This window comes from Pseudochelatococcus lubricantis (assembly GCF_011762225.1).
In the GTDB taxonomy this organism is placed as follows: Bacteria; Pseudomonadota; Alphaproteobacteria; order Rhizobiales; family Beijerinckiaceae; genus Pseudochelatococcus; species Pseudochelatococcus lubricantis.
The window spans coordinates 213,391-239,922 of sequence record NZ_JAASQI010000004.1 but is presented as its reverse complement, the minus strand read 5'-3'; the positions used below and the strand labels follow the sequence as shown (position 1 = coordinate 239,922).

Sequence of the window (26,532 nt, the reverse complement as noted above, 5' to 3'; positions counted from 1 at the left end):
GGCGGGCATCGCGCCGTCATCTCTCGCCGCCTTTCATGCAACCGTGCTCGTCAGGCAACCATGCTCTTGCCGAATTCGCTGACCTGGCGGTCGAACAGCGCCTTGTAGGCGCCATCGGGCCGTGCCAGCAGGGCGGTGTGGCTACCTTCCTCAACCACGCGGCCGCGGTCGAAGACGAGGATGCGGTCCATCGCCCGCACGGTGGAGAGCCGGTGGGCGATGACGATTGTGGTGCGGCCCTGCATCAGCCGTTCGATCGCCTGCTGGATCAGCGCCTCCGATTCCGAGTCGAGGCTTGACGTTGCCTCGTCCAGAATGAGAATCGGCGCATCCGCCAGAAACGCGCGGGCGAGGGCGACACGCTGGCGTTCGCCGCCGGAGAGTTTCACGCCGCGTTCGCCCACCAGCGTGGCATAGCCCCGGGGCAGGCGGGCGATGAAGTCGTGGGCGTTGGCGAGCCCCGCCGCATGCGCGATCTCCGCCATCGACGCCCCCGGCCGGCCATAGGCGATGTTTTCGGCCAGCGAGCGGTGGAACAGCACCGGCTCCTGCTGGACGATGGCGATGTTCGCGCGCAAGCTCGACTGTGTCACCGACGCGATATCGATGCCGTCGATGGTGACGCGCCCGCCCGTGACGTCGTAGAGACGCTGGATCAGCTTGATGAACGTCGTCTTGCCCGAACCGGAGCGTCCGACGAGGCCGACTTTTTCGCCCGCCGCGATGGTGACGGAGAAGTCGCGGTAGAGCGGTTCGTCGTGGCCGGCGTAGTGGAAGGTGACGTCGTCGAAGACGATCCTGCCCGCGCCCACCCGCATCCCGCCCGCGCCGGCGCTGTCCTCGACGCCGTAGGGCAGCGCGTGCATGGCCACGAGTTCCTCCATGTCGTTGACCGAACGCTGGAGGTTGTGGACATGCTGTCCCACGTCGCGCAGATAGCCGTGCACCACGGTGTAGCTCGTCAGCACGAAGGTAACGTCGCCCGGCGTGGCGCGGCCCTGCGTCCACAGCCAGATGACGAAGCCGACAACGGACGCCTGCAGCGCGAGCAGCACGACATCCTGCGTGGAGCCCGACATGGTGCCGCGCACCCACGTGCGGCGGGTGCGTTTGCGCCATTTCATCAGCACCACGGCCAGCCGGTCGTCCTCGCGCCGTTCCGCGCCGAACGCCTTGACGACGGGATTGCAGGAGATGGCGTCCGCGAGCGCGCCGCCGAGGCGCGTGTCCCACGCATTCGCAAGCCGGGCCGCCGGGGCGACGAAACGCAGCGACAGGAACAGCGTCACGCCGACATAAAGCACCGCGCCTGCGAGCACGACGAGCCCCATCGCCGGCCACCGCCACGCGAGCAGGATCGTCGTGCCGAACAGCACCACGAGCGAGGGCAGCAGCGCGATCAGGATGGTGTCGGTGAGCAGGTCGAGCGCCCACATGCCGCGCGTGATCTTGCGCACCGTGGAGCCGGCGAAGTTGTTGGCGTGCCAGTCCGTGGAGAAGCGCTGCAGGCGTGCGAAGGCATCCTGCGCCACCCGCTCCATCGTCGTCAGCGTCAGGCGGGTGATGGCGAGGAAGCCCAGATGACGGAATGCCACGGCCAGCACGCCCACAGCCACGATGGACGCCAGCGCCCCCGTGGCCACCTCTGTCGCATCCGGCCCGGCCCGCGCTATGGCATCGACGAGCTGCCCGGCGAAGACGGGCACGAACAGGTTGGCCGTCGTCATCAGCGTGATGGCCGCGACGATGGCGGAAACGGTGAGGGGCTGGCGTGCCCAGTGACCGAAAGTGAAGGCAAGGACGGCCCGGAACGGCTCCGGCCGCCTGGTGGAGGTTTGAACGGACATCGAATTCTTCGGCGCCGCGCGGTCGCCGACTCCAGATTGATCAGGGAAGCGTGGCGGGGCGGCGTACGACCGCCATCCGCGGAGGAAGCGTCTTGAAGGGATCAGGGGCCGGTACGCTCGCGCCTGCGGCGGGCCACGGCACGTTCCAACCTAGTGGAAGGACGGCTCGGGGAGGGCGACAACGGTCATGATTATCATCCAGCCCTCCCTGTCTCATCCGGAACCTGATGGCAGCAACAGGTGCCATATCATGCGCGCGCTGGCAAGCGGTTTGTTCGGCGCCGCTTGACATGAGCCGCTTGACACGGGAGCGGACGGGCGGACATATCGGATGTTGAAAACGGAAACGACGGCCATCCATTCATTCCGGATCGTGCATGAGCAAGCTTCCCGATCTCGAAGCCTGGGCGGTGTTCGCCCGCGTCGCCGAAGCCGGCTCGTTCGCCGGGGCGGCGAAGGCGCTCGGCATGTCGCAGCCGACGGTATCGAAGGCCATCGCGCGCCTTGAGGCGCGCATCGGGACCGCGCTGCTGCACCGCACCTCCCGGCGCCTCGCTCTGACACGCACCGGTGAGGCGATGCGCGAGCGGGCCATGCGCCTCCTGGCAGAGGGCGAGGCGGCGGAGGCGGAGGCGGCGGACGCCGCCGTCAGCCCGCGCGGGCCGGTGCGGATTGCCGCGCCCATGTCCTTCGGCACGAAATATCTGGCGCCCCTCATTCCGGGTTTTCTGCGACGCTATCCGCAGGTGACGGTCGAACTGTCCCTCGACGACCATCAGGTCGATATCGTTTCCGGCGGTTTCGATGTCGCGCTGCGGATCGCGGCGCTGATGGACTCGTCCCTGCGGGCGCGCCGTCTGTGCACGGTGCGCCGGCCGCTCGTGGCGACGCCCGCCTATCTCGAAAAACACGGACGGCCCGGCCATCCGCGCGAGCTGGAGCAGCACGCCTGCCTGATCTACACCAACCTGCCCTCACCGGACGTCTGGCGCTTTCACCACGAGACGGAGGGCGACTGCGCGGTGGCCGTGCGCGGCCCCGTGAGGGCCAACAACGCGGACGCGCTCACCCCCGCCCTGCTGGCCGGGCAGGGGCTTGCGCTCCAGCCGGAGTTCATGGTCTGGGACGAGCTGGCGGAAGGGCGGCTGGAGGAAATCCTGCCCGGATGGGAGATCGGCGGTATCGCGCTCAACCTCGTCCTGCCGCCCGGCGGGCCGCGTGCCGCGCGCGTGACGGCGCTCACCGGCTATCTCGCCCAGTCGCTGGCCGTCGCGCCTTGGGCGCGGGGTGACTAGAATCTGTCCCGTTTACGTTGAAACAGAACAGATTCTCGTTTCCTTATTTTGAGCGCGCTCTATCCGGGTGTCGTCGCGCCGCCTCCGGCTGTTGTCCGGAGGAAGGTTTCGACATCGCCAAGCTCGCTCTGCCGCACCTCGTGGCCGCCGGGGTGGATGCTGGTGGCGACGCTGCTGCCCTGCGCGCGGAAGAAATCGATCAGCGCCTGCGACAGTGGCCATGGGCAGATGGGATCGCGCTGGCCCGCCGTGATGAGGACGTCGAGCGGCGCGAGCCGCGCATCGGGCACGGCCGTCCACGGAATGAGCGGGTGCATCAGCACCGCTCTGTTGAACAGCGCCGGCGCATGGAAGACGACCGACGCGAGGATGTTGGCGCCGTTGGAATAGCCGAGGCCGACCACGGGCGCATCCGGATGCGCGGCGCGATGGGCCGCGACGAATCCGGCCATCTTTTCCGTGCGCGCGGCGAGGTCCCGCATGTCGTAGACGCCTTCGCCGGTGCGGCGGAAGAAGCGGTTCGCGCCATGCTCTGAAACGTCGCCGCGGGGCGAGACGATGCCCGCCTCCGGCAGGATCTCTCGGATCAGGCCGAAGAACTGGTGCTCGTCCCCGCCGGTGCCGTGAAAGGCGAACACCAGCGGCGCGCCGGGGGCCGGGTCGTGACGCAGATGGGAATAGGCATCGAGGGACACGGTGGCCTCCATGGGATGCGAGACGGGGGCGGGGCCCGAAGGCCCCGCCGGTCAGTCTTCGAGAGGGGAGAGATGGGCTTCGATCTGCCCGCGCAGCTGCTCGTAGCGCACGGGCAGCTTCAGCGCCTCGCCGAGATGGGCCGTATCCTCGTCCCGGTCGAAGCCGGGTTCGTTGGTCGCCACCTCGAACAGCACACCGCCCGGCGTGCGGAAGTAGATCGCCCAGAAGTAGTCGCGGTCGATCACCGGCGTCACCTGATAGCCCGTATCCAGCAGCGCCTTGCGCACCTCCGCCTGTGCTGCCCGGTTCTCCACCGCGAAGGCGATGTGATGGACGGAGCCCGCCCCCAGATGTGCGCTGGAGGCCGAGGGCAATTCTTCCAGATCGATCCTGTCGGCGCCGTTGCCGCCGGGGATCGCGAAGCGGGTCAGGTTGCCCCGCGCGTCGACCTGCTCATAGCCCATGTAACGCAGCAGCTCGGCCGTGGCGCCGGCGTTGCGAAGGCGCAGGCGTGCGCCATGGAAGCCGCGGATCGCGGTATCCTCGGGCACCTCGCCGCCCGTCCAGGGCGCACGTGCATCGCCGTCCGTCTCGACGAGGGCGAAGGCGTCGTCATCGGGGCCGAGGAAGCGCAGGCGCCGGGCGCCGAACGCCTCGTCCCGCGCCAGTCCCGCCGCGCCGCTGTCCGTCAACCGCTGCTGCCAGTAGCCGAGCGAGTCCCTCGGCACGGAAAACTCCGTTTCGCCGACCTCGCCGGTGCCGGGCCGTCCGGGCGCGATGTGCGGAAAGGGGAAGTAGGTCATCACCGTGCCGGGCGTGCCCACCTCATCGCCATAATAGAGGTGGTAGACGCTGGGCTCGTCGAAGTTCACCGTCTTCTTGACGCGGCGCAGGCCGAGCGTCTTCGTGAAGAACGCATTGTTGCCGCTGGCGCTCGCAGCCATGGACGTGACATGGTGCAGCCCCCTGATCTGCTTAAGCATTCCGATCCTCCAGTCCCCGCGCCCCGCGCGGGCATCCCGGGCGCCCAATGCGCCGGTCTTTCGTTGACCGTGATTTGGGCATCAATCGGCATGTTTGAAACAGAAAGGATGGAAATGCATCGTTTCCGGAATTTGAGGGGTACTTGCGGGCCGTCCGCCGGCATCCGGGCGGCCCGCCGCCTGTGACGCAGCTCAGATCCAGGTCATCAGTTCCCTGGTTTCGATGATCTCGAACTGTTCGGCGCCGATCTTTTCGACCGCGCGGCCGTCCGAAAGGGCGTAGGTGACCTGCGTCTCGCCGGCCTCGCTGCCGGTGTGCGTCTCGACGACCGTATAGACGACGCCGGTGTCGCCCTGCGCGCGGAAAGTCTTGGTGCGTGTGGTCTCGCTCATGATATGGCTCCGGTTCTTATGGCGTCACGGGTTCCTGATCGTGATCGGCCCGATGGGCGCGACGTTGGGAAGCGTCAGCGTGACATTGGCCGCGTCGGCTGGCGGGGCGGCGAAGCGCGCCTTCCAGTCGCCGACTCGTGGATTCTTCGTCGGGTCGTAGTTGAACTTGAGCTTGAGTTCGTCGGGCGCCGCAGGCTTGTCGTTCTCGCGCAGAAGCGGAAAGCGCGTGTCGCCCGCCGACAGGTAGATGGCGCCGTCGGCCAGCTTTTCATAGATGGTCTCGCCCGAATAGCCGGCGTAGTCGGTCTCGAAGCGCAGCTCCACCGCCACCGTGTCGCCCTGCCGGACGGCCTTGCGGACGGTGGCCCACGCCTTTCCGCTTGCGGTCAGGGGCCTGGCCTCCTCTGCAGCGTGGGCGGGCAGGCCGATGGCGAATGAAATCAGGGCAGTGGCCAGAAGGCCTCGGCGGAAGGACATGATCGGTCTCCGGGGAAGGGGGAGGGCCGCTGCGGGCGGCCCTCGGCGGATGATGGACGCGCGGTTCAGCGCCGGAGGCGTCAGATGCCCGCATCCTTCGCCGGCACCTCGATGCCGAAGGCATTCGCGGCGGCGCGGAACACGTCGGTGTTGTCGACGTAGACGCGGTTTTCCTCCGGCACGTTGTAGGCGGCGAGGCCCGCATCCTTCTTCGCGGCCTTCACGAAGTAGCCGGCGCCGACGCCGTGCGCGTAGAGCGGCACCAGTTCGCGCGTGTGGTTGTCCGTGTTCCAACGCACCAGCGGAAGCGCGCCCGCACCCTGGCTGATGATCGGGCTATAGGCGTTGACGTTGGAGTCGGGGCCCTGCAGCAGGCCGTTGCCGTGGTCGGTGGTGACGATGACCAGTGTCTCGTCCCACGAACTCTTGTTCTCGACCCAGTCGACGACCGCCTTGACCGCATCGTTGAAGTCGATCTGCTCCTCGATCAGGCGCGGCAGGTTGTTGGCGTGCGCGGCCCAGTCCACGGCACCGCCCTCGACCATGAGGAAGAAGCCCTTGTCGTTCTTTTCGAGCATGTTGAGCGCACCTCTGGTCATCGTCGTGAGATCGGGGGTGTTCTCAAGCAGGTTGCCGGCGGTGACGCCCGGGCGGTTGAACTGCAGCGTCTGGATGTTCTGCGCCGTGCCGATCACCTTCGACTTGCCCTTGAGGTCGAGCTTGCCCTCGGCGAGCGCCTCGAAATCGGCCCTGGTCTCGATGTGGGCGTAGTCGGTCGTGCCGCCGGTCAGGCGCTCCCACGTGTCCTTGCCGCCGACGAAGCGGAAGGCCTTGTCGTCGGGGTTCTCGACGCGGGTGCCGTCGCCCTTGTAATACGGGTGGCCGCTGCCAAGGACCACGGTGGCCAGGCCGCTGTCGACGATTTCCTTGGCGATTCCGACGTAGTCGTTGCGGCTGACGTTGTGGGCGAGGAAGCCGGCGGGAGTGGCGTGCGACCACTCGACCGAGGAGATGACGCCGAGCGAACGGCCGGACCCGACCGCGTATTCGCCGATGTGCTTCAGCTTTTCGCCGGTGTTCGACCAGTTGATCGCGTTGTTGTAGGTCTTGGTTCCCGAAGCGAGCGCCGTGGCGGCGGCGGCGCTGTCGGTGAAGTCGGCGCGGGCGTAGTCATAACCGGCGAAGAAGCCGGGGAAGCTGCCCAGATTGCCCTCGAACACGCTGTCAACCTTTGTATTATCCCACAGCTTCTCCGGATTGAAGGTCACCGCCCCCTCGCGGGTGTTGGTCGGTGTGTTGGAGGTGTTGAGCGGATAGGTCGAGGCGAAGACCTTGACATCGAAATCGTCATAGACCTCGTGGCCGAGCGCGCCGTGGCGGAAGAAGCTCGCCGCGCGCCACGTCTCGATGCCGGCGCCGTCCGTGATCATCACGATGACGTTCTTGGCCTGCGGGCCCTTGGCTTGCGTGCCCTGCGCAAGGGCCGGGGCCACCATGGCGGAGGCGAGGCAAAGGCCGAGCGCAATGTTCTTGAGAAGGGTCATGATCGGTCTCCAGAAGCGGGGATGGACAATCCATCGCTTTGGTTTTCGTATCGTAATAACATTGCAGAACGAAGACGCCGGAGACGGATACTGAATATGCACTCCACATCTTTATTGCAGTTAATTCGCAATTGCATTTTTAGAAGATGAAGCTATCTTTGATGGGAGAGGAAGGCGGTGTGCGTCTTCCGGAGATTGAAGATCCGCACGATGAACGCCGTAACGCCCCAACTTGTCGCAAGGGATGGCCGCAAGCTGGCCCGTGAGAATGTCGAAAGCCCGTTCGCCATATCGGGGCTGACGGTGAGCTATGGGGGCCGGCCGGCGGTCCTGTCGGTCGATTTCGTGACGCCGCCGGGTGCGATGGTTGCAATTATCGGTCCCAACGGGGCCGGCAAGTCGACGCTGATCAAGGCCGCGCTCGGCATCGTGCCGCGCCTGTCGGGTGAGGTGACGGCATTCGGCCTGCCACGCGAGAAGGCAATGGCGCGAATAGCCTATGTGCCGCAGCGCGCCAGCGTGGACTGGGACTTCCCCGCCACCGTCATCGACGTCGTCATGATGGGCTATTACCGCAGGCTCGGCCTGTTCCGGTTCGCGGGCACGCGCCTGCGCCGCAGCGCGCTCGCCTGTCTGGAGCGCGTGGGCATGGCGGCCTTCGCGGATCGGCAGATCGGCCAGCTCTCCGGCGGCCAGCAGCAGCGCGTGTTCATCGCGCGGGCACTGGCACAGGAGGCCGATCTCTACATCATGGACGAGCCCTTCGCAGGCGTCGACGCGGTGACGGAGCGCGCCATCATCGCGGTTCTCAAGGATCTCAAGGCGGCCGGCAAGACCATCATCTGCGTGCACCACGATCTCGGCACCGTGACCGAATACTTCGACCACGTGCTGCTGATCAACGTGCGCCGTGTCGCCGCGGGCCCGGTCGACGAGGTCTTTACAATCGATAACCTTCAGGAAACCTACGGCGGACGGCTGCTGACGGCCGAGAACGCCGGTGGCGTGGCGCCGGCGTCGCCGCAGGCGCTGTGAACGGGGGAACGCGATGCTCGATGCCTTCGTCGCCGCGCTTTTTCTGCAAGCGGGCTACAACACGGCGCTGGTGACGGCGGGCGCCGCCGTGCTCGGCGCCAGCGCGGGCGCCATCGGCGCCTTCATGCTGCTGCGCAAGCGCTCGCTGGTGAGCGATGCCATCTCTCACGCCACGCTGCCCGGGCTGGCGCTCGCCTTCATCGTCATGGCGCTGGCGACCGGCGACGGGCGGTTCATGCCCGGCCTGCTCGCGGGCGCCGCACTCAGCGCCGGCCTTGGCCTCGTCGCCGTGGAATGGATCACGCGCCGCACGCGCCTCACCGAGGATGTCGCCATCGGCGCTGTGCTGTCGGTGTTCTTCGGCCTCGGCATCGTGCTGCTCACCGTCATCCAGGCGATGGACACCGGCCGGCAGGCGGGCATCAGCGGCTTCCTGCTCGGCTCGACGGCCGGCATGCTGCGCAGCGAGGCGGAGGTGATCGCCGTCGCCGCCACGCTCACCGGCCTCGCCATCTTCGTTCTGCGCCGGCCGCTGACGCTGGTGTGCTTCGATCAGGAATATGCCGCCACGCAGGGCGTCAACGTGCGGGCGACCGACCTTGCCACGATGGCGCTCGTGCTCGCCGTCACCGTCATCGGGCTCAAGGTGGCGGGGCTGGTGCTGATCGTGGCGCTCACCATCCTGCCGCCGGTCGCGGCGCGCTTCTGGACCAACCGCGTGGAGCGGATGGTGCTCATCGCCGCCGCCATCGGCGCTGTCGCGGCCTATCTCGGCGCGGTCGTCTCGTCGCTGGGGCCGGGGCTGCCGACGGGCGCGCTGATCGTGCTCGTATCGTTCGCGATCTTCCTGTTCTCGCTGGTGTTCTCGCCGCTGCGCGGGCTTCTGGCCGGGCAGATGACCACGCTCGCGCTGCGCAAGCGCGTGCACGAGCGTCAGGGCCTGCTGGCGTTGGCGCGCGACGAGCCGATCTACGATCCGCTGACGCTCAAGGTGCTGCGACGGGCAGGCTATATCCGCGCGGACGGCGCGGCCACGCTCGAAGGGCGCTCGGCGGCGCTCGCGGCAACCCGCGAGGAAGCGCTGTGGGGCCTCTATCGCAAGCTGTTTCCCGACCAGGCCCTGAATGCCGACTACCACGGCCTCACCCCGATCAACGAGGCGCTGCCGCCGGATGTGGTGCGCGACCTCGAACAACGCTGCAACCTGAGGGCGGCCTGACATGGGCGCGGATTTCGTGATGCTGGGTCTGGTGCCGCTGGTGGTGGGCGTGCTCACCTCCGTGGCCTGCGCGCTGCTCGGCAATTTTCTCGTGTTGCGTCGGCAGGCGCTTATCGGCGATGCCGTGAGCCATGTGGTCCTGCCGGGCATCGTGCTGGCCTATCTCGCCACGGGCACGGTGGCTGCGGGCGCGATGCTTCTCGGGGCAGGGGCGGCGGCGATCGCCGCGCTGGTGCTGATCGAGATCGTCCGTCGCGCCGGGCGTATCGAGCCGGGCGCGGCGATGGGCGTGGTGTTCACGGCGCTGTTCGCGGCCGGCGTGCTGCTGCTCGAACAGACGGATACGGGCAAGGTGCATCTCGACGTGGAGCACGCGCTTTACGGCAATCTGGAGAGCATCGTCTGGTTCGCGGCGGACGGCTGGGGTTCCCTGCTCGACCCCGCTGCGCTGGCGGAGCTGCCGCCGCCCGTGCCGCGCCTGGCGCTGGCGCTCGCCGCCGTGATCGCCTTCATCGCCCTGTTCTGGAAGGAGCTGTTCATCGGCACTTTCGACCCCGGCTTCGCCGAGAGCGTGGGCGCACGCCCCGGCCTTACCGGTTTCGCGCTGGTGGTGATGGTGGCGGTTGTGGCGGTGATGGCGTTCGACGCCGTGGGCGCGATCATCGTCGTGGCCATGTTCATCTGCCCGGCGGGCGCCGCGCGCCTGATGACGGACCGGCTGCTGCCGCAGCTCGCATGGAGCGTCGCCTTCGCCACGGCTGCCGCCGTCGCCGGATACATGCTTGCGGCCTACGGGCCGCTGTGGCTCGGCTTCGCGTCGAGCGTCAGCGCCGCCGGCATGATCGCCACGGTGAGCGGCGGGATTCTGGCGCTCGCCTGCCTTGTCGGCCCCAGGCGCCACCGCCGTGGTATGCAGGCGGCCGACGGCGGTGCTTGAAACCTGCGCGGAAGGGGCGTTATAGATCGAGCGGCGCGCGCGTGGGCGCGCCTCTTTCCCGGTGGGTCCCGTGATCGTCAGAACCTTCGATATCCGCGATGTCGCGCTCGTCATTCCCGACCGGTTCGGGGACGCGCGCGGCCATTTTTCCGAAACGTGGTCGGACCGGCGGTTTCGCGAGCAGGTGGCGGATGTCGGCTTCGTGCAGGACAACCAGTCGCTCTCCCGCCGCAAGGGCACGGTGCGCGGCCTGCACTTCCAGCGCCCGCCGGCGGGGCAGGGCAAGCTCGTGCGCGTGCTGGAGGGGGCGATCCTCGACGTTGCGGTGGACGTGCGCGCCGGCTCGCCCACCTACGGCCGGCACGTGGCCGCGCGGCTCGATGCGGCGGAGGGCGCGCAGCTCTGGGTGCCGGAAGGGTTCCTGCACGGTTTCTGCACGCTGGAGGACGACACGGTCGTCGCCTACAAGGTCACGCGCTATTACAGCGCCGAGCACGATGCCGGCGTCGCCTTCGACGATCCGGATATCGCCATTGACTGGCCGGTGACGCCGGCGGAAGCCATCCTTTCCGACAAGGACCGCAACCTGCCGCGCCTTGCCGATCTGCCGGCCCCTTTTGCGTGGACGGCGTGACATCATGACGCGCGCGCGCATCCTGGTGACGGGCGGGGCGGGCTTCATCGGCTCCGCCGTCTGCCGCCATCTTGTCCGCGAGACGCAGGCCGAGGTCGTCAACCTCGACAAGCTGACCTATGCCGGCAACCTCGCCTCGCTGCGGGAAATCGAGAACAGCCCCCGCTATCGCTTCATCCGCGCGGATATCTGCGACCGCGAGACGCTGGACGCGGTTTTCGCGCAGGTGCGGCCGGACGGTGTGATGCATCTGGCGGCGGAAAGCCATGTCGACCGCTCCATCGATGCCGCGCGCGACTTCATCGACACCAACATCGTCGGCACTTTCACCCTGCTGGAGGCCGCGCGGGCGTATCTGGCGAAGGCGGATGCCGCCACGCGCGACGCCTTCCGCTTCCTGCACGTGTCGACCGACGAGGTTTACGGTTCGCTCGGCGCGGAGGGGCTGTTCAGCGAGACGACACGCTACGACCCGTCCTCACCCTACTCGGCGTCCAAGGCGGCTTCCGACCATCTGGCGATCGCCTGGCAGCGCACCTACGGCCTGCCGGTGGTGCTGTCCAACTGCTCCAACAACTACGGGCCGTATCACTTCCCCGAAAAGCTCATTCCGCTGATGATCCTCAACGCGCTCGGCGGCAAGCCGCTGCCCGTCTACGGGGCCGGCGCGAACGTGCGCGACTGGCTCTTCGTGGAGGATCATGCGCGCGCACTGTGGCTGATTCTCAACGAGGGACAAGCCGGCGAGAAGTACAATGTCGGCGGGCGCAACGAGCGCACCAATCTTGAGGTCGTCCATGCCATCTGCGCCATTCTCGACCGCCTCGTGCCTGCCGGCGCGCCCCACGCGCAGCTCATCCGTCATGTGGCGGACCGGCCTGGCCACGACCTGCGTTACGCCATCAACGCATCGAAGCTGGAGACGGAACTCGGCTGGCGTGCGCGGGAGACGTTTGACAGCGGCCTTGAACGAACCGTGCGCTGGTATCTCGATAACGACTGGTGGTGGCAGCCGCTGCGGGAGAACGTCTATGCCGGGACGCGGCTCGGCCTGACAGGGGGAGCGGGCTGATGCGCATCGCCGTGACCGGACGAGACGGACAGGTCGCTACCGCGCTCGCGGAGATCGGCGAGAGGACGGGTGCGGCGCGCGGCATCGAGATCATCCGTCTCGGCCGGCCGGAACTCGATCTAGCCGAGCCAGGCACCGTTCAGGCGGCGCTCGCGCAGACGCGGCCCGATGCGATCGTCAACGCCGCAGCCTTCACGGCGGTCGACCTCGCCGAGACGGAGGCCGAGGCCGCCTTCGCCGTCAACGCGGCTGGCGCGGGCGCTGTGGCAGCGGCGGCGCGTGCGCTGTCCGTGCCGGTCATCCAGCTGTCCACGGACTACGTTTTCGACGGCAGGAAGCCGTCGCCCTATCGCGAGGACGACCCGACCGGACCTGTCAGCATCTACGGCAAGTCGAAGCTGGCGGGGGAACAGGCGGTGGCGGCGGCGACGCCCGATCACGTCATCCTGCGCACGGCCTGGGTCTATGCGCCCTACGGCAAGAACTTCGTGCTCACCATGTTGCGGCTTGCGGAAACGCGCGACGAATTGCGTGTCGTCGCCGACCAGCACGGCTGCCCCACCTACGCGCCCGACATCGCGGAGGCGCTCATCGCCGTGGCCGCGAACCTGCTGGCGCGCCCCGGCGACGCCGGCCTGCGCGGGATATTCCATCTCACCGGCGCGGGCGAGGCGACATGGGCGCAGCTGGCGGAGGAGACCTTCGCACTCGCCCGGCAGTTCGGCGGCAGCGGGGCAAGGGTGACGCCGATCACGACGGCCGAGTATCCGACGCCGGCGCGCCGCCCGCAAAATTCCCGCCTCGACGGCACGAAACTGGCGCAGTTACACGGCGTTCGCCTGCCCGATTGGCGGCAGTCGCTGGCGCGATGCGTGGCGCGGCTGTACGGCGCCGCTTGAAAACATTCCGCTTGACGGGTTTTCGAACCGAAAAAGTGTTATCCACTTTCTCTGAAAACGCTACGGAGAGTCGGCTTCATGAAGGGTATCGTTCTGGCAGGCGGCTCGGGAACGCGGCTGCATCCGCTGACGCTGGTGACGTCGAAACAGTTGATGCCCGTCTACGACAAGCCATTAATCTATTATCCGCTGAGCGTGCTGATGCAGGCGGGCATCCGCGAGATCCTGATTATCTCGACGCCTTACGACCTGCCGCTGTTCCAGCGCCTGCTGGGCGACGGCTCGCAATGGGGGCTGCAGTTCTCCTACGCCGCGCAGCCTAGCCCGGACGGGCTGGCCCAGGCCTATGTCATCGGCGCGGATTTCGTCGCCGGCGGCCCGTCGGCGCTCATCCTCGGCGACAACATCTTCTACGGCTCCGGGATGCAGAAACTGCTCGGCGAGGCGGCGCGGGAGACAGCAGGCGCCACCATCTTCGCCTACAATGTCAGCGATCCGGAGCGCTACGGCATCGTGTCGTTCGACCGGCAGGGCATGGCCGAGACCATCGAGGAAAAGCCGAAGCGGCCGCGCTCCAACTGGGCGGTGACCGGGCTGTACTTCTACGACGCGCAGGTGGTCGAGATCGCCGCCGGGCTCAAACCCTCGCAGCGCGGCGAGCTGGAGATCACGGACGTCAACCGCGCCTATCTGGAACGCGGGCAACTGAGAGTGCGCAAGATGAACCGCGGCTATGCCTGGCTCGACACCGGCACTCACGACAGCCTCATCGATGCCGCGATGTTCGTGCGCACGCTGGAGACGCGGCAGGCACAGCGTATCGCCAGCCCCGAGGAAATCGCCTACAGAATGGGGCTGATCGACCGCGAGGCGCTGATCCGGCTGGGCGAGGCATTGGGCAAGAGCGGTTACGGCCAGTATCTCATCCAGATCGCCAACGAGGATTGAACGGGTGAGCGAAGGAGCGGGTCATGACAGAGTTTACACCACTGGCCTCCCTGATCGGCGGCGCGCTGATCGGGCTTTCGGCTGTGTTGTTGATGGCGCTCGAAGGGCGCATCGCTGGCATCAGCGGCATCGCCAGCCGGCTGCTGCCTCCCATCGATGAGCGCTTCGCGGCGCGCCTCGCCTTCATTGTGGGGCTCGTCGCCGCGCCTTTCGCGGTGGAGGCTGTGACCGGCGAGCCCGTGTTGCAGACGGTGTCGTCGAATATTCCGCTCATGATCGCGGCGGGGTTTCTCGTCGGCTTTGGCGCGGTGCTTGGCGGTGGCTGCACCTCCGGGCACGGCGTCTGCGGCCTGTCGCGCCTGTCCGTGCGCTCGTTCGTCGCAACCCTCACCTTCATGGCGACGGCCTTCGTCACCGTGTTCATCGTGCGCCACGTCATCGGGGGGTAACGGGATGTCCGTTGTCATCAACCTGCTGCTCGGTCTGCTGTTCGGCGTCGGCCTCGTGATCTCCGGCATGGGCAACCCGGCCAAGGTGCTGAACTTTCTCGATCTCGCGGGAACGTGGGACCCCTCGCTCGCCTTTGTCATGGGTGGCGCGGTCGTCGTGACTTTCGTCGGCTATCGCCTTGCCTTCCGGCGTGATCGGCCGTTGTTCGACGCTGCGTTTCACCTGCCGGCGAAAAAGGATGTCGACCGCCAGCTGGTGACGGGGGCGGCGCTGTTCGGCATCGGCTGGGGACTCGGCGGCTTCTGCCCCGGCCCCGCCTTCGTGGCGATCGGCCTGGCGCAGCCGGGCACGCTCGTCTTCGTTCCCGCCATGCTGCTCGGCATGTGGGCGGCGCGCAGGTTCGCGCAAAAGCTTGCGTGACCCTGCCATTGAGGCAGTTTGCACTCAAGTCGATCCATCGAATTGAGTGCAAACTGTTAATCTGAGCCTTACACGGCCGTATAACCGCCGTCGACTGTCAGCGCCGCGCCGGTGATGAAGCGGGCCTCGTCGGAGACGAGGAACAGGATTGCATTGGCGACGTCGATGGGCTCGCCCAGATGGCCGATGGGATGCTTGGCGCCCATCAGCTTGAGATAGGCTTCGAGCCCGCCCTCGCCGCGGCTGCCGAGTTCCTTCACGAGTGGCGTCAGGATGGTGCCCGGGTGCACCGAATTGACGCGGATGTTGTCGCGGCCGTAGACGACGGCGTCCTGTTTCGACATCAGCGTGACCGCGCCCTTGGCGGCATGGTAGGGCGTCAGCTCGTGCGAGCCGATGAGGCCGTAGATCGACGACAGGTTGACGATGGCGCCGCCGCCGTTCTTCTGCAGATGCGGAACGGCGTGTTTGGTGGAAAAGAACACGCCCTTCACGTCGACGGCGAATACCGCGTCCCACTCCGCCTCGGTGATCTCGTGGGTGGGCTTGTCCACGCCCGTGACGCCGGCGTTGTTGACGAGAATGTCGAGCTTGCCGAAGGCAGTGACGACAGCGTCCGTCGCCGCTTTGACCTCGCTTTCGACGGCGACGTTGACTTTCCAGAAGCGGGCGACGTTGCCCTCCGCCTCGATCAGGCGCACGGTTTCCTGCCCATCGGCTTCCGTCAGGTCGAAAATGGCGACATTTGCGCCATGGCGCGCCAGCACGAGCGCGGTCTCGCGCCCGATGCCGGCCCCCGCGCCGGTGACGATGGCAACCTTCCCGGCGACGCGGGCATCTGCGGCTTGCGTGGCATTGACGGACATGGCCGTGAACCTCCGATCGTGCGCCCTCGGGCGCGGGTAGCAGGATCGGGTCAGGCTAGGGCCGGGGGCATCATCCGGCAATGACGCCCGTCAAAAGGCCGGCGCGGCCGTCACTGCGCGGCGGTTGCGAAGGTGGGCGGCGTGGTGCCCAGCGAAACCCAGCGCGTGGGGTTGAGGTTCGCCTGCCGCTTCACGAAGCGATAGCCGGTGTCCGCCCAGTTCAGGATGCGGTTGCGCTTGTTGTCGAGCACGAAATCGCCGCGATCGGTGCGCACGGTCAGCACGGCGTGGCCGGCGTTCTCAAGGTCCCGCACCACGGTGATCATGAGGGCGGCGAGCGGCAGGCCCGCATCGTGCAGGAGCTTGCGCTTCATCAGGACGTAATCCTCGCAGTCGCCGTAGCCGTCGTCGGGCAGGTCCCACGATTCCGCCACGCCCCAGTGGTCTTCGTCGGACAGGGGCGAGACGGCGGCATTGACGTCGATGTTGATCTTGAGGATCAGCGCCCAGATGCGGGCGTCCAGCGCCACGCTGCCGGGGCGGTCGTCACGCACGCGGCAGGCGGCGGCGTTCTTGCGGCAGAATTCCTCCCAGCCGATGGGGTGGGAGGTGAGGCCCGTTTCCGTCTGCCACGCCTCCTGTGAGACGGGCGTCGCCGGCAGGCGCGTCTTCGCCTCTGCGTCGCCGGCGGCGAACGGCAGGACAAGCGCGAGACAGAGGGCGGCGGCCGCAGCGCGGAGGATGACACGGAACACGATGAAACCTCATCATTAACGTTCCGTTAGCTTTGATCATTGTCGCCGCCGAGGCAAGACAGGTTAACGCGCGTTAACCCTCTTCGTCCGGCGGCAAAGCCGGCGCATCGGGTGCGGACAGCTGCGGATTGACGCAATATTGCCTTATTCGTCAGCGTGTTGAGGCGATCGGCGGGCAGACGCTCCGCATTAACCTTAACGAAAGGTTGATGCCCCTGCATCCGCGCGCCGGGGCGTTCCCCGCCTGCCGGCACGCCAGCGGCAGGCCGGAGATGTCAACCATCTCGACGATAAGCGTGGCCGGAGGCCGTTTCCAGCGGCTGCGTTTTGGCGTACAAGCCGCCATGTCGGAAGTTCCGGACGCGGCGCGGCCCGCCGCCCGGGCTTCAGCAGCCGAATACCGCCGCCGAACGCAGGTGAAGGAGCCCTAGATGACTGCCATCGTTGATATCATTGCGCGTGAAATTCTGGACAGCCGCGGAAACCCGACCGTCGAGGTGGATGTCGTGCTGGAGGACGGCTCCATGGGCCGCGCCGCCGTGCCGTCCGGCGCGTCGACGGGCGCGCACGAGGCCGTCGAACTGCGTGATGGCGACACGGGCCGCTACGGCGGCAAGGGCGTGAAGAAGGCGGTCGAGGCCGTCAACCACGAGATTTTCGAGGCCATCGGCGGTTTCGAGGCGGAAGAGCAGGTGAAGATCGACGAGACGCTGATCGCGCTCGACGGCACGCCCAACAAGTCCCGCCTTGGCGCCAATGCCATCCTCGGCGTGTCGCTCGCGGTGGCGAAGGCGGCGGCGGAGGCTTCGGGCCTCACGCTCTATCGTTACGTCGGCGGCACCTCCGCCCGCGTGCTGCCGGTGCCGATGATGAACATCGTTAACGGTGGCGCCCACGCTGACAACCCGATCGACTTCCAGGAGTTCATGATCCTGCCGGTCGGCGCGGGTTCGATCCGGGAAGCGGTGCGTGTCGGTTCGGAGATTTTCCACACGCTGAAGAAGGCTCTGCACGCCGCCGGCCACAACACCGGCGTGGGTGATGAAGGCGGCTTCGCGCCCAACCTGCAGTCGGCGGAAGAGGCGCTCGACTTCATCGTCAAGGCCGTCGAGACGGCGGGCTACAAGCCCGGCGACGACGTGGTGCTGGGGCTCGACGTGGCCGCGACCGAGTTCTTCAAGGACGGTTCCTACGTCTACGCCGGCGAGGGCAAGACGCGCTCCGCCATTGAGCAGGTCGACTATCTGGAGAAGCTCGTCGGCCAGTATCCCATCGTCACCATAGAAGACGGCATTGCTGAAGACGACTGGGAGGGCTGGAAACTGCTCACCGACCGCATCGGCGACCGGGTGCAGCTCGTCGGCGATGACCTCTTCGTCACCAACGTCACCCGCCTGCAGCAGGGCATCGACAAGGGTGTCGGCAACGCGGTGCTGGTCAAGGTCAACCAGATCGGCTCGCTGACGGAAACGCTCGCTACTGTCGACCTCGCGCACCGCAACGGCTACCGCTCGGTGATCTCGCACCGCTCTGGCGAGACGGAGGATGCCACCATCGCTGACCTCGCCGTCGCGACCAATGCCGGCCAGATCAAGACCGGTTCGCTGAGCCGTTCCGACCGTATCGCCAAGTACAACCAGCTCATCCGCATCGAGGAAGAGCTTGGCCCTTACGCACAGTACGCGGGCAAGGCGGCGCTGAAATCCGGCGTGTGAAGCAGGGGCGGCGGGTTGCCAACGATGCAGCCCGCCGCTGCCGGCGGGCTGCTGCACCCTGTCTCGCACCTGTCGAACGGCCGGATAGCCGCCGCTCAGGTTGCTTCCGTCAATTGTCGTCCTCCCCGATGAGGATGATGTGGTCCGAAAAGTCCCTGTCATCAGTGCGCACATTCAACGCAGGAGACGTGAGCTTGTCAGGTGAAGAATCCTGGAAGGCCGCCCTGCGAGTATAGTCTGTGCGGGCCTGGGTCTCCAGAGCGTTGTTCTCGTCCGATGCCCGTTCCTCGCGCCGCTCCACGGCGTGCTTGATGATGTCTGTAACGCCGCCGATCGCAAGGCCGCCCAGTAACAGGCCGCCGGCTGCAACCAACAAAGGGATGGCCGCGGGCGGGAAGAGAGCGAAGCTGACAAGGCCTGCAAGAGCCAACAAGGGAGTGAGCGTACCGGTTATCCGGGCGATGAAGTTGCCTATCTCGTGCATCAGCTGGTGAGCCCAGCCGCGCTGCTCCAGTGTCGGCTTGCCTCCCCCGGTCTCGATATTACCTTTCGCTGTTCTGGAGATGCCTTTGTCGGCGTCTGCAATGCCCGATTTCTGTAGGGACATCGGCTGGAGCAAAGGTGTCGTTCGGATGTTGGACGCTGGCGCGATATCAGGCATAATATTTCTCCTTCGTAGATGGCTTTAATGAATACGTTCCGCTGCAGACCGGGCGCCCCCCTGTGAATGCTCCTAGAATCTGTCCCGTTTACGTTGAAACAGGACAGATTCTCGATTCTTACTTTGAGCGAATTCTGATCGGAACGCGCTCTAGGGATAATGCCGGTGAAGCAGTTCGCCGACAGGCAAGGCGATGGTAACAACCTGCGCGTGAATCAGGATCAACGGACAGCGAATGTATGAGCGGCGTCGCTGTACTCTGTTTTGCGCCTGCCGACAGGGGGCGCGTCCTTTCGTTCAGGCCGCTTCTGTTCAAATATAATGATTTTTTCAATAAGCAGAACCTCAACATAAGGGATGCAAAAACTAAAATTACTAAATAAAAATATAATTTATGCTAGTTATAATCCTCCCCGATGACGATGAAGCCGTCCGGCGTTTCGCTGTCGCCAGCTTGTGTCGCCGAGACCAGTTTGTCTGGCGACAAATCCAGGTAGCCCACCTTGCGGGCATAGTCGGCACGCGCCTGGGCCTCAAGGGCGCTGTTCTCGTCCGACGGCGATTCCTCGCGCCGCTCTACTATACACTCGATGATGTCTGTAACACCGCCGACCGCAAGGCCGCCCAGTAACAGGCCGCCGGCCGCAATCAGCAAAGGGATGGCTGCAGGCGGGAAGATAACGAAACTGATGGCGCCTGCAAGAGCCAGCAAAGGACTGAACGTACCGGCTATCCGGGCGATGCCAACGGCTATCTCGCGCATCAGCTCGTGCGCCCAGCTGCGCTGTTCCAGTTTCGGCTTGCCTCCTCCGGTCTCGATATTGCCGTTCGACGTCCTGGAGATGCTCTTGTCGGTGTCCGCAATGCCCGATTTCTGCACGGACATTGGCTGGGCCAATGGAATGTCTTGCCTGGGGAGTGCCGAAATATCATACATAGTATTTCTCCTGAATATATGAATGTAAAATCCATACTGTATATTATTGCAAATGCCGAAGTCTCTGTACTAAAAATCGTTCCGCAGAGTCAGACGGATATAATTGAAACATCGCCCTCATTCGAAGCCGCCGCAGCACCCGAAGGCGTCGGCGGATTCACTTTTCGCACCAGCCCGTGCCAGTCTTCAATGATGTTGACGGATCTCTCCAGAAATTTCTCGAACGCCTCCTGATCGAGGCCCACGAGGCTGATGGCATTGGCGTAGACGAGCATCTCACTCCGGGGATCGAGCCCCACGGAACCCGCTCCCAGCACAGTGGTGGCGAAATTGTTCACCAGCAGGGTGGTATAGAGCGCGGCTTCCCCGTCCAGCGGGATTCTGGCGATGACCGACGAAATCAACAGAAGTCGCTGTTCGTCGTTCTTGTGTATGCCGATCAGTGTATTGTCGACGGTCAACGCCATTGCGTCGTTGTCATCGAAATTCTTTTCAGGAAGACCAACTTTAACTAGGAAAGAATTGATAAGCAAAGAAGGATCGGCGATGATTGCCATGATGCCTCACAAAGATAAAAATTACTTCATGATTTCTATGGCATCAGAAAATATGGAAAAAAATAATTTTGTCAATACGCCGAGGCGCCCGCCGGCCCGCAGGACCTTCGGTTCGGGAAAATCAGATGCGCCGGCAAATGGGCGGGGCCGCAGCGCCCGTCGTGTCAGGTCCGCGGCCTTGTCAGGCGAAGGGGGCCTACCGGCGGGCCGCCGCGATGCTTGCCCAGCCGAAGATGATCAGTCCCACCCAGATCAGGCCGAAGGCCACGGCCTGCACCGTTGAGAATGGCTCCCTGAAGCCGAATACGGCCACGATGAAGATCAGCGTCGGCCCCACATATTGCATGATGCCGATGGTCGAGAGCCGCAGCCGCCGCGCGCCCGCGGAAAACATGATGAGGGGCGCCGCCGTTATCGGTCCCGCCAGCAGCAGCAGAAAGATGTCGAAGCCGCTGCCGTCGCCGAAAGGAACGCCGCCGCCCGTCGACCACATCAGATAGCCGAGCGCCGGGACGGACAGCAGCAGCACTTCCAGCATGAACCCCTGCAGTGCCCCGACCGGCATCGTCTTGCGGCAATAGCCGTAGACGGCGAAGGACAGCGCCAGCACCAGCGACACCCACGGCAAGCCGCCGGCCTTGACCGTCAGCAGCAGCACGGCCGCCGTCGCCAGCGCCATGGCCAGGACCTGCGGCCGGCTCAGGCGTTCCTTGAGGAACACGACGCCGATCAGCACATTCATCAGTGGATTGATATAATAGCCGAGCGCGGCGTCGAGCGCGCGGTTCTCGGTAATCGCCCAGATATAGATGGTCCAGTTGGCGGCGATCAGGCTGGCGGTCATGCACGCCATGCCCACGATCCGTGGATTGGCGAGCGCCTGCCGCATCGCGCCGGAGCGATCCGTCAGAAGCAGCAGCAACCCGGCGACAGGTACTGACCAGATGATGCGGTGGGCGATGATCTCGAACACCGGAATATGCGTCATCAGCTTCATGTAAAGCGGCTGCAGTCCCCACATCACATAGGCAAGCAACGTGCAAACGAAACCTTGTAAGACCTCGGGCGACGGACGCGCGGCAATCGACGACTGGCTCATTTTTCCTCCCTGCGGCTGCGGGAGCGGGGTGACTTGCCGCCGGACCGCTCAAATCGCTTTCGCCAGTTACTCCAGCCGTTTCCGGGGTGGGAAAGCCAAGGCTCGCCGTCCGAAAACGCCGTGCGCAGTTTGCCGGTTCGGGCGTTGTGAGCAACCTCGGGAAGAAGCACGGCAGCCATGCGTTTCGCGGCGTCGACGCTGGCTTGTCGTTTGTCGGCGCCTCACGCGCCCGCGAGGCCGACGCCGCCGTAGATCGCGTCCGCGCGGGCAGCGAAGGCATCGGAAAACTTCTTGAACGCCTTGTCGAACACAGCGCCCATCAGTATTCCGAGTGTCCGGCTCTTGAACTCGTAGGAGATGAAAAAATCGACGATACAGGCGTCCGCCTCGTCGGCCGCGCGGAACGTCCAGCGGTTCTCCAGAAAGCGGAATGGCCCGTCGATATACTCGACGATGATGCGCAGCCGCGGCCGGTCCAGCGTCACGCGGGTGGTGAAGCTCTCGCGGATCGACTTGTAGCCAATGTCCATGTCGGCCACCAGCGTCTCGATGCCCTCGCCGCTGTTGATGCGCTGGCGTACGACAAGGCGCTCGCACAGCGGCACGAAGGAGGGATAGCGCTCGACATCCGCCACCAGGTCGAACATGGCGGCGGGGGCGTGGCCCACCCTGCGCTCGTTACGGAACGCGGGCATCGCTCAGTGGCCCAGCTGCGCCGCGCGCGCCGTCTTGAGGCGCGCGAAATCCTCGCCCGCGTGATGCGACGATCGCGTGAGCGGGCTCGACGATACCATCAGGAAGCCCTTGGCGTAGGCCGTGGTCTCGAACGCCTTGAACTCGTCGGGCGTTACGAAGCGGATCACCGGGTGGTGCTTGCGCGTGGGCTGCAGATACTGGCCGATGGTCATGAAATCCACTTCCGCGGACCGCAGGTCGTCCATCAGCTGCAGCACCTCGTTACGCTCCTCCCCGAGCCCCACCATGATGCCGGACTTGGTGAAGATCGTCGGATCAAGCTCCTTCACGCGCTGCAGCAGGCGGATGGAGTGGAAGTAGCGCGCGCCGGGCCGCACCTTGAGGTATTTCGACGGTACGGTTTCCAGATTGTGGTTGAACACGTCGGGCCGCGCCGCCACCACCACCTCAAGCGCGCCGGGCTTGCGCAGGAAGTCCGGCGTCAGGATCTCGACCGTGGTCGCGGGTGAGCGCGCGCGGATGGCGTGGATGACGTCCGCGAAATGTCGAGCCCCGCCGTCGGGCAGGTCGTCGCGGTCGACGGAAGTGATCACGACATGCGTGAGGCCGAGCTTCTCGACCGCCTTCGCCACGCTCTCCGGCTCATTGGCGTCGAGCGGCAGCGGCATGCCCGTCTTCACGTTGCAGAAGGCACAGGCGCGCGTGCACGTGTCGCCCATGATCATGAAGGTGGCGTGCTTCTTCTCCCAGCATTCGCCGATATTGGGGCAGCCGGCTTCCTCGCAGACGGTGACGAGCTTGTTGTCCCGCACGATGCGGTTCGTCTCGGCCCATTTCGGTGAGCCCGGCGCCTTCACCCTGATCCAGTCCGGCTTGCGGGCGACGGGCTGGTCGGGCCGGTGGGCCTTCTCGGGGTGGCGCGCCTCCTGCTTGCGGGCACTGGCGGGCTCGCGCGCAGGCGCGTCGACATCGAGCTTGCGGCGGGGATCGCGGTTGAGAATATCCAGAACGACCGCCATAGCCGAAGACTCCATGCCTCATATCAGAAACGGCGAGAGCTTTGCCCCGCCGCATGCCAATGGCCTGCAATCAGGCCACAAACCGTCTCGAAACGCAATTCATCTAATCCGTGGCCCCGCCGGATGCAAGAGAGCCCCGGCAGGGCGTATCGTCACGTCATGCGCGCCTGAGCACGCGCACGATGAACAGCAGCACGACCGCGCCGATGGTCGACACGACGAGGCTCGGGAGAAAACCCGATCCTTGCCAGATGCCGAGCACGCCGAGCACGATCGGGCCGATGAAGGCACCGATCAGGCCGATCACGAGGCTCGCGACCAGCCCGCCGCCCTCGCGGCCCATGATGTTCTGGGCGATCCACCCGGCCAGCAGGCCGATAATGATCGCACCGATGATACCAACGCCCTGCATTTGCTTCTCCCCTTGCTGAACGGACGGACCACGGATAAACGCCAAGCTTTGCGATACGTTCCACGATCCGCCTGTTTAATAGCGGGGGAGAATGACATCAGCGCATCAACATCATATATGAATGGCGCGCCCGTAGGCATCGAGCACGCTTTCGTGGATCGTTTCCGACAGCGTGGGATGCGGGAACACCGTATGCATCAGCTCTTCCTCGGTGGTTTCGAGGTTGAGCGCGATGACGAAGCCCTGGATCAGTTCGGTCACTTCGGCGCCGATCAGGTGCGCGCCGAGCAGGCGGCCGGTCTTCCTGTCGAAGATGGTCTTCACCAGCCCTTCCGGCTCGCCGAGCGCGATCGCCTTGCCGTTGCCGATGAAGGGGAAGCGACCGACGCGGATGTCGTAGCCGGCTTCCTTCGCCTTCGCTTCCGTCAGCCCCACGGAGGCGATCTGCGGGTTGCAGTAGGTGCAGCCGGGGATCTTCGCCTTGTCGAGCGCATGCACGGGCAGGCCCTTGATCGCCTCGACCGTCAGCGTTCCCTCGTGCTCCGCCTTGTGGGCGAGCATTGGGGGGCCGGCGACGTCGCCGATGGCGTAGAGGCCCGGCACGTTGGTGCGCCCCAGCCCGTCGGTGACGATGATGCCGCGATCCGTCTTCACGCCGAGCTTTTCGAGGCCGAGGTTCTCGATATTGCCGACGACCCCGACCGCCGAGATGACGCGCTCCACCGTGACGGTCTCGTTGCCCTTCGGCGTCTCCAGCGTCGCGGTGACGCTATCGGCGCCCTTGTCGAGCTTCGTGACCTTGGTGCCGGTCAGCACCCTGATGCCCTGCTTCTCGAAGCGTTTGCGGGCGAGTTCCGCAATCTCGGCATCCTCCACCGGCAGGATCTGCGGCAGCACCTCGACCACCGTCACTTCCGCGCCCATGGTGCGGTAGAACGAAGCGAACTCGATGCCGATCGCACCCGACCCGACCACCAGCAGGGACTTCGGAATCGCGGGCGGTACCATGGCCTCGAAATAGGTCCAGACCAGTTTCCTGTCCGGCTCCAGCCCCGGCAGCACGCGCGGACGCGCGCCGGTGGCGATGATGATGTGCTGCGCCTTGTAGGTGCCGCTGCCCAGCGCGCCCTTTGGAGCATCGTTCCGGGGCGCGTCCGGCGCGGCCGAGACCGTGACGGAACCGGGTGCGTCGAGCGTCGCCTCGCCCCAGATCACGTCGACCTTGTTCTTCTTGAGCAGGAAGCCGACACCGGTGTTGAGCTGCCTGGAGACGCCGCGCGAGCGTTCCACGATGGCCTTCGCGTCGAAGCCGACGTTATCGGCGCTGAGGCCGTAGTCCTTGGCGTGCTGGAAGTAATGATAGATTTCCGCCGAGCGCAGCAGCGCCTTGGTCGGAATGCAGCCCCAGTTCAGGCAGATGCCGCCGAGATACGAGCGCTCGATGACGGCGGTCTTGAAGCCGAGCTGCGCCGCGCGGATGGCGGTGACATAGCCGCCGGGGCCTGAACCGATAACGATGATATCGTATGCACTGGCCATAACAGCCTCATGAAATCCGGAAGGGACAGTGGCCGGGCAGGCCCGGCCATCACGGTTCGGGCGATCAGACGAGCAGCCCCAGCGGGTTCTCGATCAGCGGCCTGAAGGCAGCGAGCAGTTCCGCGCCGAGCGCGCCGTCGACGGCGCGGTGATCGGTGGAGAGCGTCACCGTCATCACCGTGGCGACGGCGGGGGCGCCATCCTTCACCACCACGCGCTTCTCGCCCGCGCCCACCGCCAGAATGGTGGCGTGCGGCGGGTTGATGATCGCGGAGAAGTTCTTGATGCCGAACATGCCCAGATTCGAGACCGCCGACGAGCCGCCCTGATATTCCTCCGGCTTCAGCTTGCGGTTGCGGGCGCGCGCGGCAAAGTCCTTCATCTCGTTGGAGATGGTCGAGATGCTCTTGATGTCCGCGTTGCGCACCACCGGCGTGATCAGCCCGCCGGGAATGGCGACCGCGACGCCGACATCCACCACCTTGTGACGCAGGATGGCGGAATCCGTCCAGCTCACGTTGGCGTCCGGCACCTGCCTCAGCGCCAGCGCCAGCGCCTTGATGACGAAATCGTTCACCGAGACCTTGTAGGCGGGCTTGCCGTCCTTGTCCCTCGGGGCCGCCGCGTTCACCTGCTCGCGCAGCGCCAGCAGCGCGTCTAGTTCCGTGTCGATGGTGAGGTAGAAATGCGGCACCGTCTGCTTCGATTCCACGAGCCGGCGCGCGATCGTCTTGCGCATGTTGTCGTGCGGGACTTCCTCGTAGGAGCCCGGCGCGAAAAGCTTCTTCACGGCCTCGTCCCCGGCCGGCGCCGGCTTCGGCGCAGCCTGCGGCGCGGGCGCGGGGGCAGGCGCCGCGGCAGCCTGCGGAGCGGCTCTGGTAGCGCCGCCGGCAATGGCGGCCTGCACATCGCGCTCGACGATGCGCCCGTGCGGCCCGGTGCCCGTCACTGCCGCGAGGTCGACGCCCGCCTCCTTCGCCAGCCGGCGCGCCAGGGGCGAGGAGAAGATGCGCTCGCCATGGTCGGCAGCGGCCGCCGCCGGGGCGGGCGCCACAGGAGCCGCAGCAGCCGGGGCCGATGCGGGCGCAGGCGCCGCCGGGGATGCCGGCGCGGGGGCCGGAGCCGGAGCCGGAGCCGGAGCGGCCTGCCCGGCACCGGCAGCGGCAACGGCGGCAACGTCCTCGCCCTCTTCGGCGATGAGGGCGATCACATCGTTGACAGGCACGTCGGCGGTGCCCTCCGGCACGACGATCTTGGCGAGCACGCCTTCGTCGACCGCCTCGACCTCCATGGTGGCCTTGTCGGTTTCGATCTCGGCGATGACGTCACCGGACTTGATGGCGTCGCCCTCTTTCTTCAGCCATTTGGCCAGATTGCCCTTTTCCATCGTCGGGGACAGGGCTGGCATCAGGATTTTGACAGACATT

At 65.9% G+C, this 26,532-nt stretch carries 28 protein-coding genes; 11 read left to right on the top strand and 17 right to left on the bottom strand.

All coding sequences use genetic code 11. The features are described from left to right. Nucleotides 1-50 precede the first annotated feature (50 nt). The gene (locus FHS82_RS10390) at nt 51-1,847 is read right to left on the bottom strand and encodes an ABC transporter ATP-binding protein (RefSeq protein ID WP_166952061.1); all 1,797 of its coding nucleotides are present in this window, start codon (nt 1,845-1,847) and stop codon (nt 51-53) included. A 377-nt stretch (nt 1,848-2,224) separates the two neighbouring features. Here FHS82_RS10390 and FHS82_RS10385 point away from each other — a divergent pair, with 377 nt between their 5' ends. Further along, entirely contained in the window at nt 2,225-3,142 is a 918-nt protein-coding gene (locus FHS82_RS10385; protein WP_166952058.1) for a LysR family transcriptional regulator, read from the top strand. A 59-nt stretch (nt 3,143-3,201) separates the two neighbouring features. Here FHS82_RS10385 and FHS82_RS10380 read toward each other — a convergent pair whose 3' ends face one another. The 5 genes from FHS82_RS10380 to FHS82_RS10360 form a co-directional block, all read right to left on the bottom strand. Then, nucleotides 3,202-3,837, bottom strand: a complete 636-nt coding sequence (locus FHS82_RS10380) for an alpha/beta hydrolase (protein WP_166952055.1) — start codon at nt 3,835-3,837, stop codon at nt 3,202-3,204. Between the two features lie 51 nt (nt 3,838-3,888). After that, nucleotides 3,889-4,821, bottom strand: coding sequence for a ring-cleaving dioxygenase (locus FHS82_RS10375; protein WP_166952052.1), 933 nt, complete (start codon nt 4,819-4,821; stop codon nt 3,889-3,891). Between the two features lie 192 nt (nt 4,822-5,013). Continuing rightward, entirely contained in the window at nt 5,014-5,214 is a 201-nt protein-coding gene (locus FHS82_RS10370) for a hypothetical protein (RefSeq protein WP_166952050.1), read from the bottom strand. 24 nt (nt 5,215-5,238) lie between these two features. Next, nucleotides 5,239-5,691: a hypothetical protein gene (locus FHS82_RS10365; protein ID WP_166952048.1), complete on the bottom strand. Its 453-nt coding sequence runs from the start codon at nt 5,689-5,691 to the stop codon at nt 5,239-5,241. Nucleotides 5,692-5,771: 80 nt separating this feature from the next. Next, entirely contained in the window at nt 5,772-7,235 is a 1,464-nt protein-coding gene (locus tag FHS82_RS10360) for an alkaline phosphatase (RefSeq protein ID WP_166952046.1), read from the bottom strand. Nucleotides 7,236-7,445: 210 nt separating this feature from the next. On the opposite strand from FHS82_RS10360, the gene FHS82_RS10355 reads away from it, so the two are divergent. From FHS82_RS10355 to FHS82_RS10315, 9 genes are all read left to right on the top strand, one after another. Next, nucleotides 7,446-8,270, top strand: a complete 825-nt coding sequence (locus FHS82_RS10355; protein ID WP_166952044.1) for a metal ABC transporter ATP-binding protein — start codon at nt 7,446-7,448, stop codon at nt 8,268-8,270. A gap of 13 nt (nt 8,271-8,283) precedes the next feature. Next, nucleotides 8,284-9,489 (top strand): metal ABC transporter permease, encoded by a 1,206-nt coding sequence (locus FHS82_RS10350; RefSeq protein WP_166952042.1) that lies wholly within the window; start codon nt 8,284-8,286, stop codon nt 9,487-9,489. Between the two features lies 1 nt (nt 9,490). Continuing rightward, on the top strand, nt 9,491-10,426 hold the full coding sequence (locus FHS82_RS10345; RefSeq protein ID WP_166952040.1) for a metal ABC transporter permease: 936 nt from the start codon (nt 9,491-9,493) through the stop codon (nt 10,424-10,426). Nucleotides 10,427-10,496: 70 nt separating this feature from the next. After that, nucleotides 10,497-11,060, top strand: coding sequence for a dTDP-4-dehydrorhamnose 3,5-epimerase (gene rfbC, locus FHS82_RS10340; RefSeq protein WP_343042552.1), 564 nt, complete (start codon nt 10,497-10,499; stop codon nt 11,058-11,060). A 4-nt stretch (nt 11,061-11,064) separates the two neighbouring features. Continuing rightward, nucleotides 11,065-12,132, top strand: a complete 1,068-nt coding sequence (gene rfbB, locus FHS82_RS10335; RefSeq protein ID WP_166952035.1) for a dTDP-glucose 4,6-dehydratase — start codon at nt 11,065-11,067, stop codon at nt 12,130-12,132. Next, entirely contained in the window at nt 12,132-13,031 is a 900-nt protein-coding gene (gene rfbD / locus FHS82_RS10330; protein ID WP_166952033.1) for a dTDP-4-dehydrorhamnose reductase, read from the top strand. The genes rfbB and rfbD overlap by 1 nt, the downstream gene beginning before the upstream one ends. A 78-nt stretch (nt 13,032-13,109) precedes the next feature. Continuing rightward, a complete protein-coding gene (gene rfbA, locus FHS82_RS10325) occupies nt 13,110-13,979 on the top strand; it encodes a glucose-1-phosphate thymidylyltransferase RfbA (protein WP_166952030.1) in 870 nt (289 codons plus the stop codon). Between the two features lie 23 nt (nt 13,980-14,002). After that, nucleotides 14,003-14,428 (top strand): YeeE/YedE family protein, encoded by a 426-nt coding sequence (locus FHS82_RS10320; RefSeq protein WP_166952027.1) that lies wholly within the window; start codon nt 14,003-14,005, stop codon nt 14,426-14,428. Between the two features lie 4 nt (nt 14,429-14,432). Beyond that, nucleotides 14,433-14,849: a YeeE/YedE family protein gene (locus FHS82_RS10315; protein WP_166952024.1), complete on the top strand. Its 417-nt coding sequence runs from the start codon at nt 14,433-14,435 to the stop codon at nt 14,847-14,849. A 68-nt stretch (nt 14,850-14,917) separates the two neighbouring features. On the opposite strand, the gene FHS82_RS10310 is transcribed toward FHS82_RS10315, so the two are convergent. Together FHS82_RS10310 and FHS82_RS10305 are read right to left on the bottom strand one after the other, a co-directional pair. Continuing rightward, nucleotides 14,918-15,715 carry an SDR family NAD(P)-dependent oxidoreductase gene (locus FHS82_RS10310; protein ID WP_166952021.1) on the bottom strand — a complete coding sequence of 266 codons (798 nt, stop codon included), beginning with the start codon at nt 15,713-15,715 and terminating at the stop codon, nt 14,918-14,920. A gap of 110 nt (nt 15,716-15,825) precedes the next feature. Further along, nucleotides 15,826-16,470, bottom strand: coding sequence for a transglutaminase-like cysteine peptidase (locus tag FHS82_RS10305; protein ID WP_343042550.1), 645 nt, complete (start codon nt 16,468-16,470; stop codon nt 15,826-15,828). A gap of 431 nt (nt 16,471-16,901) precedes the next feature. Between FHS82_RS10305 and eno the strand changes: the two genes are divergently transcribed. After that, on the top strand, nt 16,902-18,185 hold the full coding sequence (gene eno / locus FHS82_RS10300) for a phosphopyruvate hydratase (RefSeq protein WP_166952018.1): 1,284 nt from the start codon (nt 16,902-16,904) through the stop codon (nt 18,183-18,185). Nucleotides 18,186-18,294: 109 nt separating this feature from the next. Here the strand turns inward: eno and FHS82_RS10295 are convergent, their stop codons facing one another. The 9 genes from FHS82_RS10295 to FHS82_RS10255 form a co-directional block, all read right to left on the bottom strand. Continuing rightward, complete coding sequence (locus FHS82_RS10295) at nt 18,295-18,846, bottom strand: hypothetical protein (RefSeq protein WP_166952015.1); 552 nt, start codon at nt 18,844-18,846, stop codon at nt 18,295-18,297. Nucleotides 18,847-19,243: 397 nt separating this feature from the next. Continuing rightward, the gene (locus FHS82_RS10290; protein WP_166952012.1) at nt 19,244-19,783 is read right to left on the bottom strand and encodes a hypothetical protein; all 540 of its coding nucleotides are present in this window, start codon (nt 19,781-19,783) and stop codon (nt 19,244-19,246) included. Nucleotides 19,784-19,872: 89 nt separating this feature from the next. Continuing rightward, nucleotides 19,873-20,340: a type III secretion system chaperone gene (locus tag FHS82_RS10285; RefSeq protein ID WP_166952009.1), complete on the bottom strand. Its 468-nt coding sequence runs from the start codon at nt 20,338-20,340 to the stop codon at nt 19,873-19,875. Between the two features lie 196 nt (nt 20,341-20,536). Then, nucleotides 20,537-21,439, bottom strand: coding sequence for an EamA family transporter RarD (gene rarD / locus FHS82_RS10280; protein ID WP_166952006.1), 903 nt, complete (start codon nt 21,437-21,439; stop codon nt 20,537-20,539). A gap of 221 nt (nt 21,440-21,660) precedes the next feature. Further along, a complete protein-coding gene (locus FHS82_RS10275; RefSeq protein ID WP_166952003.1) occupies nt 21,661-22,134 on the bottom strand; it encodes a type II toxin-antitoxin system RatA family toxin in 474 nt (157 codons plus the stop codon). Nucleotides 22,135-22,137: 3 nt separating this feature from the next. Beyond that, entirely contained in the window at nt 22,138-23,154 is a 1,017-nt protein-coding gene (lipA, locus tag FHS82_RS10270; protein WP_166952001.1) for a lipoyl synthase, read from the bottom strand. A gap of 157 nt (nt 23,155-23,311) precedes the next feature. Next, nucleotides 23,312-23,566, bottom strand: a complete 255-nt coding sequence (locus FHS82_RS10265) for a GlsB/YeaQ/YmgE family stress response membrane protein (protein WP_166951998.1) — start codon at nt 23,564-23,566, stop codon at nt 23,312-23,314. A 111-nt stretch (nt 23,567-23,677) separates the two neighbouring features. Beyond that, nucleotides 23,678-25,105: a dihydrolipoyl dehydrogenase gene (gene lpdA / locus FHS82_RS10260; RefSeq protein WP_166951995.1), complete on the bottom strand. Its 1,428-nt coding sequence runs from the start codon at nt 25,103-25,105 to the stop codon at nt 23,678-23,680. A 64-nt stretch (nt 25,106-25,169) separates the two neighbouring features. Then, complete coding sequence (locus FHS82_RS10255; RefSeq protein WP_166951992.1) at nt 25,170-26,531, bottom strand: pyruvate dehydrogenase complex dihydrolipoamide acetyltransferase; 1,362 nt, start codon at nt 26,529-26,531, stop codon at nt 25,170-25,172. Between the last annotated feature and the right edge of the window lies 1 nt (nt 26,532).